Source organism: Enterococcus sp. SMC-9, from assembly GCF_021011285.1.
Lineage (GTDB): Bacteria > Bacillota > Bacilli > Lactobacillales > Enterococcaceae > Enterococcus_C > Enterococcus_C montenegrensis.
Window position 1 is genome coordinate 19,566 of record NZ_JAILYE010000006.1, and the last position, 16,253, is coordinate 35,818.

General features: G+C 37.5%; 15 protein-coding genes. 1 reads left to right on the forward strand and 14 read right to left on the reverse strand.

Annotation, left to right across the window (positions count from 1 at the left end; all coding sequences use genetic code 11):
* Positions 1-73: 73 nt before the first annotated feature.
* The 14 genes from K4422_RS10050 to K4422_RS10110 form a co-directional block, all read right to left on the reverse strand.
* On the reverse strand, positions 74-3,154 hold the full coding sequence (locus K4422_RS10050; protein ID WP_329957733.1) for an alpha-mannosidase: 3,081 nt from the start codon (positions 3,152-3,154) through the stop codon (positions 74-76).
* Positions 3,151-3,981, reverse strand: a complete 831-nt coding sequence (locus K4422_RS10055; protein WP_206903417.1) for a carbohydrate ABC transporter permease — start codon at positions 3,979-3,981, stop codon at positions 3,151-3,153. Before K4422_RS10055 ends, K4422_RS10050 begins: the two co-directional genes overlap by 4 nt.
* A gap of 9 nt (positions 3,982-3,990) precedes the next feature.
* The gene (locus K4422_RS10060; protein WP_206903416.1) at positions 3,991-4,905 is read right to left on the reverse strand and encodes a carbohydrate ABC transporter permease; all 915 of its coding nucleotides are present in this window, start codon (positions 4,903-4,905) and stop codon (positions 3,991-3,993) included.
* Between the two features lie 47 nt (positions 4,906-4,952).
* Positions 4,953-6,314: an extracellular solute-binding protein gene (locus K4422_RS10065; protein WP_206903650.1), complete on the reverse strand. Its 1,362-nt coding sequence runs from the start codon at positions 6,312-6,314 to the stop codon at positions 4,953-4,955.
* Positions 6,315-6,625: 311 nt separating this feature from the next.
* Entirely contained in the window at positions 6,626-8,020 is a 1,395-nt protein-coding gene (locus K4422_RS10070) for an oxaloacetate decarboxylase subunit alpha (RefSeq protein ID WP_230711054.1), read from the reverse strand.
* 4 nt (positions 8,021-8,024) lie between these two features.
* Entirely contained in the window at positions 8,025-8,561 is a 537-nt protein-coding gene (gene citX / locus K4422_RS10075) for a citrate lyase holo-[acyl-carrier protein] synthase (protein ID WP_206903414.1), read from the reverse strand.
* Positions 8,554-10,086, reverse strand: a complete 1,533-nt coding sequence (citF, locus tag K4422_RS10080; RefSeq protein WP_206903413.1) for a citrate lyase subunit alpha — start codon at positions 10,084-10,086, stop codon at positions 8,554-8,556. The genes citX and citF overlap by 8 nt, the downstream gene beginning before the upstream one ends.
* Before the next feature lies 1 nt (position 10,087).
* Positions 10,088-10,975, reverse strand: a complete 888-nt coding sequence (gene citE / locus K4422_RS10085) for a citrate (pro-3S)-lyase subunit beta (protein ID WP_206903412.1) — start codon at positions 10,973-10,975, stop codon at positions 10,088-10,090.
* Positions 10,963-11,271: a citrate lyase acyl carrier protein gene (gene citD, locus K4422_RS10090; protein WP_206903411.1), complete on the reverse strand. Its 309-nt coding sequence runs from the start codon at positions 11,269-11,271 to the stop codon at positions 10,963-10,965. The genes citE and citD overlap by 13 nt, the downstream gene beginning before the upstream one ends.
* 10 nt (positions 11,272-11,281) lie before the next feature.
* Entirely contained in the window at positions 11,282-12,277 is a 996-nt protein-coding gene (citC, locus tag K4422_RS10095) for a [citrate (pro-3S)-lyase] ligase (RefSeq protein ID WP_206903410.1), read from the reverse strand.
* A gap of 21 nt (positions 12,278-12,298) precedes the next feature.
* Complete coding sequence (locus K4422_RS13585; RefSeq protein WP_095006513.1) at positions 12,299-12,421, reverse strand: OadG-related small transporter subunit; 123 nt, start codon at positions 12,419-12,421, stop codon at positions 12,299-12,301.
* A 45-nt stretch (positions 12,422-12,466) separates the two neighbouring features.
* Positions 12,467-13,582, reverse strand: a complete 1,116-nt coding sequence (locus K4422_RS10100; protein ID WP_230711055.1) for a sodium ion-translocating decarboxylase subunit beta — start codon at positions 13,580-13,582, stop codon at positions 12,467-12,469.
* Between the two features lie 44 nt (positions 13,583-13,626).
* Positions 13,627-14,028 carry an acetyl-CoA carboxylase biotin carboxyl carrier protein subunit gene (locus K4422_RS10105; RefSeq protein ID WP_268991033.1) on the reverse strand — a complete coding sequence of 134 codons (402 nt, stop codon included), beginning with the start codon at positions 14,026-14,028 and terminating at the stop codon, positions 13,627-13,629.
* 27 nt (positions 14,029-14,055) lie between these two features.
* Complete coding sequence (locus K4422_RS10110) at positions 14,056-14,373, reverse strand: hypothetical protein (protein WP_206903407.1); 318 nt, start codon at positions 14,371-14,373, stop codon at positions 14,056-14,058.
* A gap of 430 nt (positions 14,374-14,803) precedes the next feature.
* On the opposite strand from K4422_RS10110, the gene K4422_RS10115 reads away from it, so the two are divergent.
* Complete coding sequence (locus K4422_RS10115) at positions 14,804-16,198, forward strand: CitMHS family transporter (protein WP_230711056.1); 1,395 nt, start codon at positions 14,804-14,806, stop codon at positions 16,196-16,198.
* The last annotated feature ends 55 nt before the right edge of the window (positions 16,199-16,253 follow it).

Consider the following 16,253-nt stretch of genomic DNA (forward strand, 5'->3'; position numbering starts at 1 on the left):
TTCATAAATCATTCATCAAAAATTAAATAATAAATTTATTTTTCGATTCATTTTTTATACCGTTGTCACTTTATCAGTATATTCGAGTTGTTTTTACTTCATATGGTGATATTTCAAAAGCTACATGCCCTTTACTACAATCAGATTCATCTAGTTCTAATAAATTCGTCGGATTCCAATTAACAGCCTTCATTCCCAAAATTTCAAATTTACTACGACCGCCAGAATAATCATGCACTCGTAAAATAAAGCCTTTTCCATTTTCAGCTTTTTTTATTGCATCAATTGCAACGCCACCTTCAACAGATAACTGTAGTGCTGGTAGCAAATGATCATCTTGATTTAAGACGGTAATAGAATTGTTGATTTCCCACGCCTCTCTAACCGTTCCTCCCGAAATACAATCCCCACTATGAGGAAAAATACTGTAAGTGAAACGATGATGCCCCTGGTCAGCTTCTGGATCAGGATATATACCACCTTTTAATAGAGATAATCGCATTATATTCCCTTTAATATCATAACCATATTTACAATCATTCATTAAGCTGACACCATAATTTCTTTCAGATAAATCCGCCCACTGGTGCCCAACTGTTTCAAATTTAGCCATATCCCAGCTGGTATTCCAATGGGTAGGTCGCTTAACATTTCCATATTGAATATCATAGGTTGCTTCTACAGCACGTACATCTACTTCAAACGCTACTTTCAATAGCCGTTGTCGCTCTACCCAATCCACATCTGTAATAAAATCTATTCGTCTTGAATTCGCATAAAGACGTACTTTTTGACTAAGTTCAGATTTACCAATTTTTGCATCAAAAGTAATTTCTACAAAAAACTCGTTATTTTCAGTCAACTCAAAACTTGTAAACGGTATCTCCATCATCTTTTCTTGATAAAAAATATCAATATCCCACGCGTCAAAGTCCTTAGGCTTATCTTCAAAAATTTGCAACTGATTGCCTTTTCCTTTTAATACTTCACGCTCAAAATCTTTATCATAGAGACTTGTAAAGTGACCATCCTCATTCCATTTCAAAACATAATGGGGAGTTTCAACATAATTTTCTTTCACGACTCCAGTTACGTGCTCTGTTGCGACTACCTCATCAATTGGTGTTAAAAGTCTATCAGAAAGCGCTGGTAAGTCTGGAACATAAATATACTTTTTATCTTTTGTTTTGACTGTAGAAAAAATATTTCCTTGTTCATCTTGGTAGCTATCTGCGCTTTGCAATGGAATACAAACAAGTGTATCTCTTAACCAAGCAGCAGTGTTAACGAGCAGTAATTTATCTGTTTTCTTGTTTAATTGCTGATATAAATTCTGAATTTCCTTTTTGACCATAATAAATTCTTCTTTATGATCTTGGTAAACTTCTTTAATGGAGGAGCCAGGAATGATATCGTGAAATTGATTTCGCAATAAAATCTCCCAGAGTTCAAAAAGTTTTTCTTTAGGATAATCATAGCCTTTAGACTCTGCGAATGTGTACAAAATTTCCAATTCGCGTAATGCAAGCTCTGTTTTTCGATTCATTTTTTTCACGTAACCTTGCGAAGTATATGTTCCGCGATGGTATTCTAAATATAGTTCTCCATCCCATTTATGAACATAATGATCTGTCTCACTAAAAGTTTTTTGTAATTCTTCAAAGAATTCTTTTGCTCTTCCTGTTTTAACTTTTGGCAGGCCTGCCACTCGATCCATTTGTCTACGTTTTTCCAACATGTCTCGCGTAACACCACCGCCACCATCTCCATGTCCATAAGAAATCAAAAGACTAGAATTAATATCTTTATCCCTGTATCCTCTGTAAGCTCCCAAAACTGTTTCTGGCTCTAGAAGGCCATTATACGTATAAAACCATTCAGATGCCCAACTGGCATGCGGTTTGGGCTCTGGTGTTGTAATGAAGTGCGTTAAGATCTCACTACCATCCATTCCCTTCCAAATAAAAGTATCGTGAGGCATCCGATTAAATTGATTCCAGCTAATTTTTGTAGTCATAAAAGTATCAATGCCACTTTTCTTCAAAATCTGTGGCAGCGCCCATGAGTAACCAAAAACATCTGGCAACCATAAATAGTTCACTTCTTGACCAAATTCTTCTTTAATAAATTTTGAACCGTGTAAAATTTGTCGCGTCAATGATTCACCACTGGGAATATTACAATCTGATTCTAACCACATCGCTCCGTCAACTTCCCAACGACCCTCTGCAACACGTTCCTTAATTTTCTGATATATCTCAGGATAATCATTTTTCATATACTTATATAGTTGAGGCTGAGTTTGTAAAAAAATATAGTCTGGATATTTCTCCATTAAGCGTAACACGGTAGAAAAGCTTCGAGCTGCTTTTTCTCGTGTATGCTTTAACCGCCACAACCATGCTACATCAATGTGAGTATGGCCAATCGCCGTAATCTCAACATTATCATCTTTCTCAATTTCATCAATTTTTTCAGATAGATAAGTTTCCGCTTGTTCAATTGAAGTATAAAATGCATTACTACCAGGGTAAGACCAATCAACCTTCGTAAATGCTCGATTTAACACATCTAATAATTGATATCTGATTGGGTCATTATCACTTAATTCCAAAATAGTATTCAAGACAACATCTGACAGATAGTATAATCCATCTGTTTGTTCGTCTAACACTACTAACTCCGCTTTTTTGAATTCATGTCGTTGAATTTTTTCTGGTCCGCCACCTTCAAGACCAGACCACAACCGCAAGGATACTGTGACTTCTTTTCCGTATAACGCCTCATCTAAAAAAACCTCTTGATGATTACTATCTACACCTTGGTAAGGTTTGCCATTGATAAAAAGAAGCGACTCAAACCCAGAATTATACCCACCGCCTGTTCGGCCAAAATCAAAAAGAAACAGTAATCGTCCACCATCAGGAATCTTCACCACTTGCTGAATCCATAGATAAAAATCTCGCCCACTCCACTGATCTCCTAATTTGAACGTTTGCCAATCATTAAAATCTACTGGTGGATATTTTTCTTCTTTTGTGACATCTTCTTTAATAAACCAATCCGTAATCTCTACCTTGCTCTGATAGCGGAGCTCTTTTAAACTATCAATTCGGTTACGCAGCTTTTCTTCTACAAATGTAAAATTCATCATCCTTTTGTTGCTCCTCCCATACTAAATCCTTTAGACATGAAGTTCTGTGAAATAGCATATAAAATTACAACTGGTAAAGAATATAAAACTGAAAAGGCCGCCAGTCGGCCATAATTAACCATGCCAAAGTTACCAAAAAATTGAAAAATTGAAACTGACGCAGGCATTTTATCTGGAGACTGGATTAGAATATACGGTACAAAAAAGTTCCCCCAACTTCCAGAAAAAGTAAATATCCCAACTGTAAAAATTCCAGGTAACATCAGTGGTGCAACAACTTTTTTTATTCCTTGCCAAGTAGACGCACCGTCAATCCATGCTGATTCCTCCAGATCTAGCGGGACTGAGTCCATAAAATTTTTCATCATCCAAATTCCATATGGCAGTGATGAAGCCGTTAGAAAGAACGTAAGTGCTATTAGTGAATCTTGAAATTTTAAGTATAAGAACATTTGAAAAACCGGTACAATAACCGCTGTCATTGGCAAAGACGTCATAAATAAAATCGTCATCATAAATGATTTTTTATAGCGAAGCTTATAACGCGAAAGTGGATAGGCAGCCAATACACAAAGCCCCACTACCAATAATGCTTGGCAGCCTGAAATCAATAGACCAATGCCAAAAGAACGAACTAATCCGCCATCAGTAATAATTGAAATAAAATTTTCTAAGGTAAAACTTTTAGGCATCTTCAATGCCTGAATTGCACCTGTATCCACAGATGCAAAAAGCATCCATAATAACGGAAGTAAAAATAAAATTCCTAATAAAGTTAGAATGATATAATGGATTGCCGTTTCAATTTGATAACTTCTTTTAACCATTTCATTCACCTACACTTTCACTTTCAAAGTTTTCATGTAAATAAGACTTGCTATTGCTCCAATTACTAAGAGAACTAAGGAAATAGCCGTTCCATACCCTAATTGATAACTCACAAATGCTTGTTTATACATAAATACAGGCAAAGTAGCCGTGCTTACCCCAGGGCCACCACCAGTCATTGTATAAATCAAGGTAAATACGCCTAAAGTCTGTAAGGTTACCAACATCAAGTTTGTTGCAATTGTACCTTTTACCATTGGAATTGTAATTTTGGTCACAATTTTCCAGCGTGAAGCACCATCCATAATAGCTGCTTCTTCTACTTCTTTTGGAATATCATCTAACGCCGATTGAAAGACCATCATTGAAAAAGCAGTGCCTCGCCAAATATTTGCAATAATTACACTAGCCATCGGAAAAGTGAACAACCATGCTATTGGCTCGATATTTAATAATCCCAATACCCAATTGGCTGTACCACTTTCACTAAGAAATGCCACCCAACAAAATGAGACAACAACCTCTGGCGTGACCCAAGCAGCAATAATAATCAAACCAATTACTCTTCGAAACGTTTTATTTTTTTCTCGCATTAAAAAGGCAATCAGAAATCCTAAAAAGCATTGGCCTAATACTGCTGAAAAAAATACAAAAATGATTGTATTCCAGACACTAGTTCGAAACTCTGGATCTTGAAACATGCGTGTAAAGTTTTCAAAACCAATAAATTGCAATTGACTTGCTTCAGCACCTGTTAACGCTAGATTTGTAAAAGAAAAAATAAAAGTTAAAATCATCGGACCAATAAAGAAAATTAACAACAAAACCCAACTTGGTAATAAAAAGAAAATTGACTTCAAGTTATCAGATAGTGGTTTTCTTTTATTTTCATGTTTTGATGGTTCAATTAATCCGTTTTCCATATTTTTCACCTACTTAAGTAAAAGGCGGCTGTAAAGCCGCCCATATATTATTTTTTAATATTCTCTTCTCCTACAATCCGTGTCACATTGGTTGCATAGTCTTTTGCTGCTTGTTCTGGCGTTTTTGAACCTGTCGCCACAGATTCCACCATGTTTTGAATTTCGACAGATACGTTTGGATACTTATCGTCAGCTGGACGGAAATGCGCATTCTTTAAGAAACTAGTAGCTTCAGCAATGAACGGTTGATCTTTGTATTCTGGTAATTCAGCGGAATCATCACGTACTGTTAAATTCCCTTCTGCAATTGCACGCTTGGCTTGTTCTTCTTTACCACCTAATGCTTGTATAACTTTCCATGATGCTTCTTTATTTTTAGCTTTTGCAGGAATTGCCCATGTCCAACCACCAGACATTGTAGTAGTTCCTGGTGCATCGCCATTTTGGGTTGGCATAGCAGCAAATCCAAAACGCTCGGTCATGTTTTCAACTGGAGTTGCTCCTGATTCAGTCCAATTTCCCTGACTCCAGAATCCATCCAAAAGCATAGCTACCTCATCTTTAGGAAATTTTTCTTGGAACATTACTGAACCGTAGTTACTATTAATAGCAATTGATAAGGATGGTCCTAATTTTTTCTGATTATAAATTTCATCAATAAAGTTTAATGAGTCCAAAATACCTTGGCTATTCACGTCCCATTTTCGGGTTTCTGAATCAAATAATTGGTCTTTTGTTCCATATAACAACATTTCAAAAGTTTGCATAGAAACAGACTCACCGTTTGCTTTTGCTACTCCCATACCAAAAGGAATTACTTTTGGTTGCGTCTCTTTCACTTTTTCTGCTGCAGCTACAATATCTTCCCATGTTTTTGGTTGCCAGTCTTCAGGCAAACCCGCTTTTTTAAATACATTTTTATTAAACCAAATTCCTCTGGAGTCTGATGTTCCTGGAATAGCATATAATTTACCATCTTGAGCAATAGATCCTGCTTTCAAATTCTCAGTATAATTACTCCAATCGTCCCATTTTGCTACGTAGTCATCTAAAGCTGTCAAATAGCCGGCATTGGCATCCGAGTTTAGCATGAAAGAATCCTCTGCAACAATATCTGGAGCAGTACTCTCTGATTGCATTGATAAAGCAACTTTAGAAAAATAATCACCCTCACTTGCAGTAATAGAAGATGGCGTCACTTTAATATCTGGATTATCTTTTTCAAATTTCGGAATAAATTCTTCTTCTAAAAATTTCTGCATCTTATCATGATCCCCGGTATTGCGCCAAGTAATTTTAATTTCTGTTTTTCCATCTTTACTGGCAGAACTTTCCTTTGCATCATTTCCACATCCAGCAACTAAAAACGGAACTACTAATAAAGAAGTAAACAAAGCGATTTTTTTCATTTTTGAGTTTTTCAATTTCCTAACCTCACTTCAGCTATTATTTAACTAATCCATCACTAAACAATTAATTCCGGCCGCAACCAATTGTAAGCACTTACAATATTACTTAAGTATTCAAAAAGCTCAATCATTTAAAAAAATAATTATCATCAAAATTTGCATTCAATCATAAATTTTGATGATAAAATCATTTTTTGGTGATTGGACTCCAATCTCATCACAAAAAAAGCTGTAAAAATCATTACTGATTTTTACAGCTTTTACTACTTCGATTAAAAATTGAACTTTAAAAGAGTCATTAACTTTTTTTCTTATTGTACGTCAATCTTTACGTTTACAGTTTGAAGTGGTACGTCATAAAATGGATCTTCACGGCGTCCTAAGAAATCTTTTGCTTGTTGTGGGAAGACAGCGTAACTTAACACGTCTTCGATTGATTTTGCGTATTCTTTGATTTTTTCTTCAAAACCTGGTAATTGTGGTGCTAGTAAATCTGCAGGACGTTTTGTGATAACTGGTTCATCCCCGATAATTTTTTCTTTGATATCTTCTTTAATAGCAACTGGTGGTTTACCGTATAGGCCTCGAACGTAATCTTTGATTTCGTTTGGTACCATTTTGTAGCGTTCACCAGCCAAAATATTCATTAATGCTTGCGTACCGACCATTTGTGATAGTGGTGTTACAAGTGGTGGGAAACCTAAATCTGCCCGCACTTTTGGCACTTCAGCTAAAACTTCATCATACTTATCTGCATTGCCTTGTTCAGTCAATTGACTTAATAAGTTAGATAACATACCACCGGGAACTTGATAAATTAAAGTTTTTGGCTCTGTATCTTTTACTTTAGGATTTAGTATTCCTTCATTGCGGAAGTGATCGCGAATTGGATTGAAATAATTTGCGATTTCTTCCAATTTATCCATTTTAAGACCGGTATCAAAACCAAGACCTGATAAAGCGATAGCAACAGATTCTGTCGCCGGTTGGCTCGTCCCACCTGAAAATGATGAAATTGCAGTATCGATAATATCCGCTCCAGCTTCAGCTACCTTTAAGTAGGTCATTTCTGAGATTCCACTGGTTGCATGGGTATGAACTTCCAATGGTAAAGCAATACTATCTTTAATGCGGCTCACCAATTCAAAACCAGTCGCAGGGGTTAAAACTCCTGCCATATCTTTAATACAGATTGAATCTGCACCTAGTTCTGCCATTTCTTTGGCTAAAGAAACAAAATAATCGACGGTATGAAAATCGCTAGTTGTGTAAGAAATCGCTGTTTGACAATGACCACCAGCTTCTTTACATGCTTCAATTGAAGTTCGTAAATTACGGGTATCATTTAAAGCATCAAAAACCCGCACGATATCGATTCCATTTTCAACAGATTTCATGACGAATTCACGTACAACGTCATCTGCATAATTTTTGTAGCCGAGTAGATTTTGACCACGTAATAGCATTTGTAATTTCGTATTTTTGACTTCTTGGCGGATTTTGCGCAATCTTTCCCACGGGTCTTCATTTAAAAACCGTAGACAAGAATCAAATGTTGCGCCTCCCCACATCTCCAATGAATGAAAGCCAGCTTCATCCATCGTTTTGATGATTGGTAACATATCTTCAGTGGACATCCGCGTTGCGATTTGACTTTGTTGGCCGTCTCGCAAAACTGTTTCCATAAAGCGAATTTGTTTGGTCATCTCCCTACTCCTTTCTATCTTCTATTATACTTGCAATTTTTGCTTGCATTTCTTCAATTGTATGTGTTCTAGCCCGACCACAAACCTTGGCGTCTTTATTGCAAATGAGGCATTTTCTAGCAGGAAAGCCTAAATCTTGCCGACTAATTGACTGCATTTTACCATCTTTTAGCCACAAAACATCTAAATCAACCAAGCGGCCTTGTGGGTGTTTTTCTTCGATTTCAATCATTTTTCTTTTTAACAGCTCCGGGGATATCTCTGCTAAAAGTAAAAACTCCAAACCGGTTTTACGGGAAAAATAATTTGTTTCAATGATAAAGAAATCTTTTAATTCTTTGCGAACTGTCTCGACCAAAGTGATAAATGTTTTTTCCAAAGCCGGAGTATTTTTAACCGGCCCTGGAATATTCATTGTTGCTGAAAGCAAGCTTGCGTTAGCACATTTTTTTAAAAGTTCATGTTGCAATGCAACTCGTTGTTCACGAGCAGCTAACATTTCGGATAGCGCAACAGTTTCACCTTGAAAATAATTAGACATTTTTGACCACATCGATGATTGAGCCATCGCGGTATTCAATTAAAGCTACGACTTTATCGCCGTATTGAATTGGTTGCGGTTCTCCTACGATGCTATATGCTTTTTCTTTTAATTCTTCAATCGTAAATTGTGGTACATCTAGTTTTTTGAAGTGTTCAATCAAGTCTTGGCGCGCTGGATTGATAGCAATCCCAACTTCTGTTACCACGACATCAATACTTGAACCTGGCGTAACAACCGTATTTACTTGATCAACAATTGTTGCAATCCGACCACGAATAATCGGTGCAATAACCAAGCTCATTTTGCAAGCCATTGAAGTATCTGAGTGTCCCCCTGAAGCGCCACGGATAACCCCATCAGAACCTGTAATAACATTTACATTAAAGTTTGTATCAATTTCTAAAGCAGATAAAATTGCTGTATCAAGTTGATTAATCACAGCACCTTTACTTAATGGTGAAGCATACATATTAGCATCAATTTCATAGTGATTTGCATTTTTGCCTAATGAAATAGCAGAAGGATGATCAAAATCTTGCACATCGATAATTTTTTCCACAAGTCCTTCTTCTAATAGTTCCACCATCGCATTGGTGATTCCACCTAAAGCAAAGCTGGCTTTAATACCATCTTTAAGCATTGCTTCGCGCATAAAACGTGAAACCGCTAAAGCTGCGCCACCTGTACCTGTTTGGAACGAGAAACCTTCTTTGTAATAAGGTGAATTTGTAATCACTTTTGCTGCATATTCGGCAATTAATAATTCTTTTGGATTTTTAGTAAAACGGGTTGCACCTTTTGCAATTCCGTTTGGATCGCCAATGGCGTCAACTTCGACTACATAATCAACATCTGTTTGAGGAATGCTGATTGGTGTATTTGGATAAGGCATTAAAGTATCCGTAATGATAACGACTTGATCAGCATATTTAGCATCAATCATAGCATAGCCTAAAGAACCACACGTTGCTTTACCAACCGTACCATTGGCATTGCCGTATTCATCTGAACTTGGCGCGCCTAAAAAGGCAACGTCAATGTGGACATCTCCTGTGGCAATCGCCCGGGCACGCCCACCGTGGGAACGGATCACAACCGGGTTTTCCATAATTCCTTCTGAGATGGCTGCGCCGACTTTGTCCCGCAAACCACTTGACGTAATATTGGTGACCACACCGTTTTTAATATGATCAATTAATGGTGCATGAACATTGGCAATAGAACTTGGTGCAATGGATAAATTTTTAATCCCCATTTTAGCAATTTCTTCTAAAACCATATTCATAACAAAGTCACCTTCACGGAAATGATGGTGGAATGAAATTGTCATGCCGTCTTTTAAGCCCGTTTTTTCAATCGCTTCACGAATACTCCCTAAAAGTTTCGTGTCTCTTGGTTTAACAGGTTTAATCTTACGACTTGATTCTTGGTATTCTTTGATATTTGCTAATTCACCTTCAAAAACACCATATTGTTCAGCAAATTGTGTTGGAATTTCGCGACCTAATTTATTTGTTGTCATTTTAAATATCCTCCTCGGAAATCAACTTGGCAGCTTTTGCTAAAGCAATGACACGTTCTGCCCGTTCCACGATAGGTTTATCTACCATTTTTCCGTTAACTGAAATAACGCCAGATCCTTTGGCTTCGGCTTCTCTGATTCCCCAAATTACTTCTTTTGCGTTTTGAATTTCTTTTTCAGTCGGTGCATATACTTTATTGACAAGTGGAATTTGGCGCGGATTAATCACTGATTTTCCATCAAAACCAAGTTGTTTAATCATTTCAACTTCTTTTAAGAAACCTGCTTCATTATCGACATCTGAATAAACTGTATCGATTGCGGCAATGCCGGCTGCTCTTGCAGAATGAAGAATGAAACTACGGGCAAAGAACAATTCTTGTCCATCTGGATAGCGGCGCGTCTTCATGTTGGTTACATAGTCTTCTGCACCAAGGGCAATACCAATTAATCGGGTAGAAGCTTTCGCAATTTCCCGGGCATTTAAGACGCCTTCAGCTGATTCAATCGCTGCCATCATTTTAGTAGTCCCAACGACAATTCCATTTGCTTCTTCTACTTTTGTAATTTCAACATCCACATCCACAATATCTTGTGCTGTTTCAGTTTTTGGCAAACGGATAACATTGACGCCAGCTAAGACCATTGCAGCAATATCTTGTGCACCTACTGTATCCAAACTGTTAATTCGGACTACGGTTTCCACACTGCTGTAATCAAATGTTTTTAAAGCAAAGTGAACCAAAGTCCGAGCTGAGTCTTTTTCTTTTAAAGAAACAGCATCTTCTAAGTCAAACATAATTGAATCAGCACCATATAAAGGCGCATCTCTCAACATTGCGGCATTAGCACCAGGTACAAACATCATCGTTCTTCTTAAGCGTTCCATGAGTCGATCTCCTTCCAGTCGTATTCTGCGACTTCACTCGCACGGTAAACCGCGGTCAATGTCCGCGCTTGAATGGTACAATCCAATGCACCTTTGTCGACTGCTGTTACCTTAGCAGCTGTTACATCCAAGCGTTTTAATGTGTTTTCAATCAAATCACGAATTTCTTGTCCATATTGTTTCTCAACACTACTATCTAACGCAATTGCAATTTTTTCTTCTTGGTTTGGAGCGACAGTAACCATAATGTCACTTGACTCCACAGTACCAGCTACTGCACTTTTTTTGATTTCCACAATTTTCACCTCAAATTTTATTTTTCTCTTTCAAGTAAGCTAAAACAGTGTCCGGAACGAAGGATTGGACAAGTGGCTCATTGTGATCTTGGAGTGCTTGTCGTACTTTGGTTGCGCTGACGATTTCACCTTCAATTGCCAAACGAGGCAAGATAGTCAGTGACAGATCCGGACGAAATACTTCTTTCATCGCTTCATTGTAAACATTGGTTACTTTTGAATAAGGTTCCTCTCCAACAAAGCGCTTTTTAATATGCAATACAGGTGCGATACGTTCTTTAAAAAGGGTTGCATCTAAACGGGCTTGAACGCTAGCAACATTTAACTCGGCACGATCTTTTAAGAAATAGGCTGGGAATGTTAAAGATGACACCATATAATCTCTGGCCGGTAAAACCGTCACATCTTCAAACTCTTTTAAGCCGTTTTTAACTAAAGCGAAGCGTTCAGGACTGGAAAATTCTGATTTTTCTTCTGAGACAACAAAAACATAGACATGATCACAAACTTTACGTGCTTGTTCCACCAAGTATTTATGGCCTAAGGTAAACGGATTAGCATTCATCACGATACTACCGTTTTCACCTGGATGATCAAAACGAGCAATATAATTTAAATAGTCGTCAAAACTAGGTTCTCCTTGTTCCATAAACAATACTTCTTTAGTATTCATGATTTTTTTGAATCCTAAAGAACGAAAAATAACTTCTTTATCCGGTGCAGTGTAAACAAAGTAGTGAAAAATATCCTCTTCATGCAAGCGTTCAATTAAATGAACAATAATTTGTGTCAACAAGTTTTCAGATTGATATCTTTTGCATACTAATAAATACTTAATGATATTGTCTGACAGAGATCCGGTCGCTATTAATTCTTCACCATCATAAATTCCTACAGTATACGTCGCATCTTCAGCAGGGTGCAGCCCACCGGCTTGTAAAAATTCACTCCACTGATTATGGTCTTTTACATCTTGGATCAACCAGAGTCTTTTTAGTGTTAACATCTTTTCTCACCCGATTATTTTTTATTTTGGCGGAAATAATTTCGCCAATAATTGTGAGGCTGCGTAAATGATTAAGATTACGACAAAAACGCCGCCCCAACCAAAACCTAATAGTTCAAATGCAATTTTTAAATCTTCAAACATGGTTTTCCTCCTTTTGTTATCAAGCTGTTTTTCACTTGCAAATTATTATGCTAATAGCGCTAATAACAGACCGCCTGCGATAACAGAAGCAATCTGACCTGAAACGTTGGCACCAGCCGCATGCATCAAAATGAAGTTTTGCGGATCTTCTTCTGTCGCCATTTTTTGAATAACACGACTTGACATTGGGAACGCAGAAATACCAGCAGCACCAATCATTGGGTTTACTTTTTCTTTTCTAAACAAGTTCAACACTTTGGCAAACAACACACCACCGATAGAGTCCATCACAAATGCGACTAAACCTAACCCGATAACGATTAATGTATCTACTTTTAAGAAATCGTCGGCTTGCATTTTTACTGAAATTGTTAAACCAAGTAAGATACTTACCAAGTTAACCAATTCGTTTTGTGCAGAAACTGACAAACGATCTAAAACGCCACATTCTCTTAACAAGTTACCAAACATTAAGAAACCTACTAATGGCAATGACACTGGCGCAATCAAACCTGCTACGATCGTAATAACGATTGGGAATAAAATTTTTGCTGTTTGTGATACCGCCCCAGCATGATAGGTCATGCGGATTTGACGTTCTTTTTTCGTTGTAACAGCTTTAATGGCTACTGGCTGGATAATTGGTACCAAGGCCATGTATGAGTAAGCCGCTACCATAATTGCCCCCATATATTTTGAGTTCAATGTGTTCGCCACAAAGATTGAAGTCGGACCGTCTGCGGCACCGATAATCCCGATTGAAGCAGCATCATTAATATCAAAGCCAAGTAAAACGGCTACGATAACAGTAAAGAAAATACCAAATTGGGCAGCTGCACCGAATAATAGCAAGAACGGATTTTGTAATAATGGCCCAAAATCGATCATGGCACCAATCCCGATAAATAATAGTAGTGGGAATAATTCTGTACTGATTCCGGCATCAAATAATACTTGGAAAGGACCAGCTTCGCCACCGGCTTGTAAAACACCTGAATTTGGGAAGTTCACTAAAATTGTTCCCAGACCCATTGGCACCAATAATGTTGGTTCGTATTCTTTTTTGATCCCTAGGTACATCAACAAGCCGCCGATTAGCATCATGACAATTCTTCCCGGCTCTTGTCCCATACCGATAATTCCTTCTAAAAGAGTTTCCACTTAATTCACTTCCTATATCAAATTTTCATTTCTAATTGATCAAATTAACCAATTGTAATTAACGCTTCACCAGGGTTAACCATTTGGCCTTGTGTCACATGAATTCCTGTTACTGTACCAACTTTTGGTGCAACAACTTCATTTTCCATTTTCATCGCTTCTAAAATCATAACTGGTTGATTTTCTTTGACTTCATCGCCAACGTTTACTAAAATTTTCAAAATTGTTCCTGGCATTGGAGCTGTCATTGCATCTGCGCTTGCTGGTGTTGTAGCGGCAGTTGCTTGTGGTGCTTCTTCTTTTGGCGCTGCTGCAGGAGCTGTTTGAACTGGTGCAGCTGCTTGTGGTGCTGGTGCTGGTGCTGCCGGCTGTGGCACGCCGCCAATTTCTTCCATTTCTACTAAATACTCTGTTCCATCAATTGCAATTTTGAATTTACGTAACATAATCATTCTCCTCTTTCATAGATAGTTTTATTTTTTCATGATTTTCTTGACCGTCAATTGACTGTCTTCTTGTTCACCTGCAGCAATACTCGCTGAGATAATGGATACGAGCTTGGCCTCAGGATTGCGTTCTAAGATTCGTTTCACGACAAACTGGCTATCTGACTGTTCACCGGCCATAATTGCGGAGGCAATAACGCTAACAAGTTCATAATTTTTTGGATCTGTTTCAATATAAGCGGGTACTTCCTGCCATGGTGATGTAGGTTGTTTCTCTACTGCAGAAGGTGAGATAGGTTGCGCTTCTTCGGTTTTCTTTTGACGGAAAAAATCCCATAATCCCATCGACTCACTCCTTTCTTTTCATCTTCTTAAACCTTGTCGGCTACAGATAATTTCAAAATTTGGTGTTACTGTCTTACAACATCCTCATTATAGAATGATTTACTTTATTGAGAAGATTTGCTTTCTGATTAAATTGTTCTTTTACTGTTTCAAAATCACATATTTTACTAAAAACGCTTTAAAACGTTGATTTAACAACCTTTTCACTCCGTTAAGATTTTATTAATAACTTTTTAAGCACTAAATAAGATTTGTTGTCTCAAATTGTTTTTTTCGTGTTCCTTTTTAAAAAGCTTGTTTTTTTTTAGAAAATTCTTACGTATGATGTAAGCGTTAGCAGAAGAATTGTGAAAAAATGCATTTGTTAGCCAGCTTTTACATCACATTTTGGCGCTAGCACAAAAAAACTGTTTTTGAAAGGAAGAAGGAAATGTTACTTACTATTTTGTCTTACCTCATGATTATCGTCTTCATGTTCGTTATCATGAAAAAGAAATTATCTCCACTTACGTCATTAGTTATTATTCCTTTAGTATTTGCTTTAATCGCACTGGCTGCTGGTGTAACCGCACCACCTGTCGTTGACGGTGTAGCCGGTAGCAACAATATCGGCGATTGGGTTATGGAAGGTATCAAAACAACCTCTAACACAGGGATCATGTTATTATTTGCCATCCTTTACTTCTCTATCATGTTAGATGCTGGTCTTTTTGATCCAATCACTAAAAAAATGATCCATTTTGCCAAAGGCGATCCAATGAAAGTTTTGATTGCCACTGCAGTTGTAGCTGCCGCTGTTTCTTTAAACGGTGACGGTACAACAACAACATTAATCTGCTGTTCTGCTTTTATTCCAATCTATAAAAAATTAGATATGAAATTAATGAACCTAGGTGTTTTGGTTATTTTGCAAAACACAATCATGAACTTATTGCCATGGGGCGGACCAACTGCACGGGCAATGGCCGTGTTAGATGTTGGTGCTGAAATTCTAGCTTACCTAATGCCAGGTATGATTCTTTCTGTTTTATTCGTTATCTTTATAGTAGCACCTCACATGGGACGTCAGGAAAGAAAACGCTTAGGGATTAAAGAATTATCAGATGCAGAAATTGAAGAAATGACTGCTGTTACAGACCCAGAAACAATGGCAATTCGTCGTCCAAAACTTTTTGCTTTTAATGGAATCATGACTATTGCTTTAATTGCTTGGTTAGTATTGAGTTCATTTGCAGATCAAATTGGTTTACCTGGTTGGTTTGCACAACCACCATTGTTCTTGTTCTTATTAGGTACTTGTATTGCGTTAATCGTAAACTACCCTGTCTTAAAAGATCAGTCAGCTCGTATCGGCGCTAACGGTGGCGACGCTGTTCAAGTAGTTATTCTAGTTTTTGCTGCTGGTGTCTTCATGGGTATTTTCCAAGGTTCAGGTTTAGCTGAAGCATTGGCAACAAGTTTCACTTACATTATTCCAAAACAACTTGCTGGTTTCTGGGGTATTGTAATTGCATTAATTTCAGCACCAGGTACATTCTTCATCTCAAATGATGGTTTCTACTTTGGTGTTATGCCAGTCTTAGCTGAAGCAGGTCGTGCTTATGGTTTTACCAATATGCAAATGGCACTTGCTTCATTAATGGGACAAGCATTCCACTTATTGTCACCATTAGTAGCATTTATCTACTTACTACTACGTTTAACAAAACTAGATATGGGACAATGGCAACGAGAAGCTGGGAAATGGGCCGCTTGTATCTTCGTCATCTTCGTGGTAACGATTATGTTATTCGGTCACTTACCGTTTTATATCCCACAAAAATAAAGTCACAAAAAAAACCGGGCCACTTTCGACCCGGTTTTTTTCTTTTTATTACCTA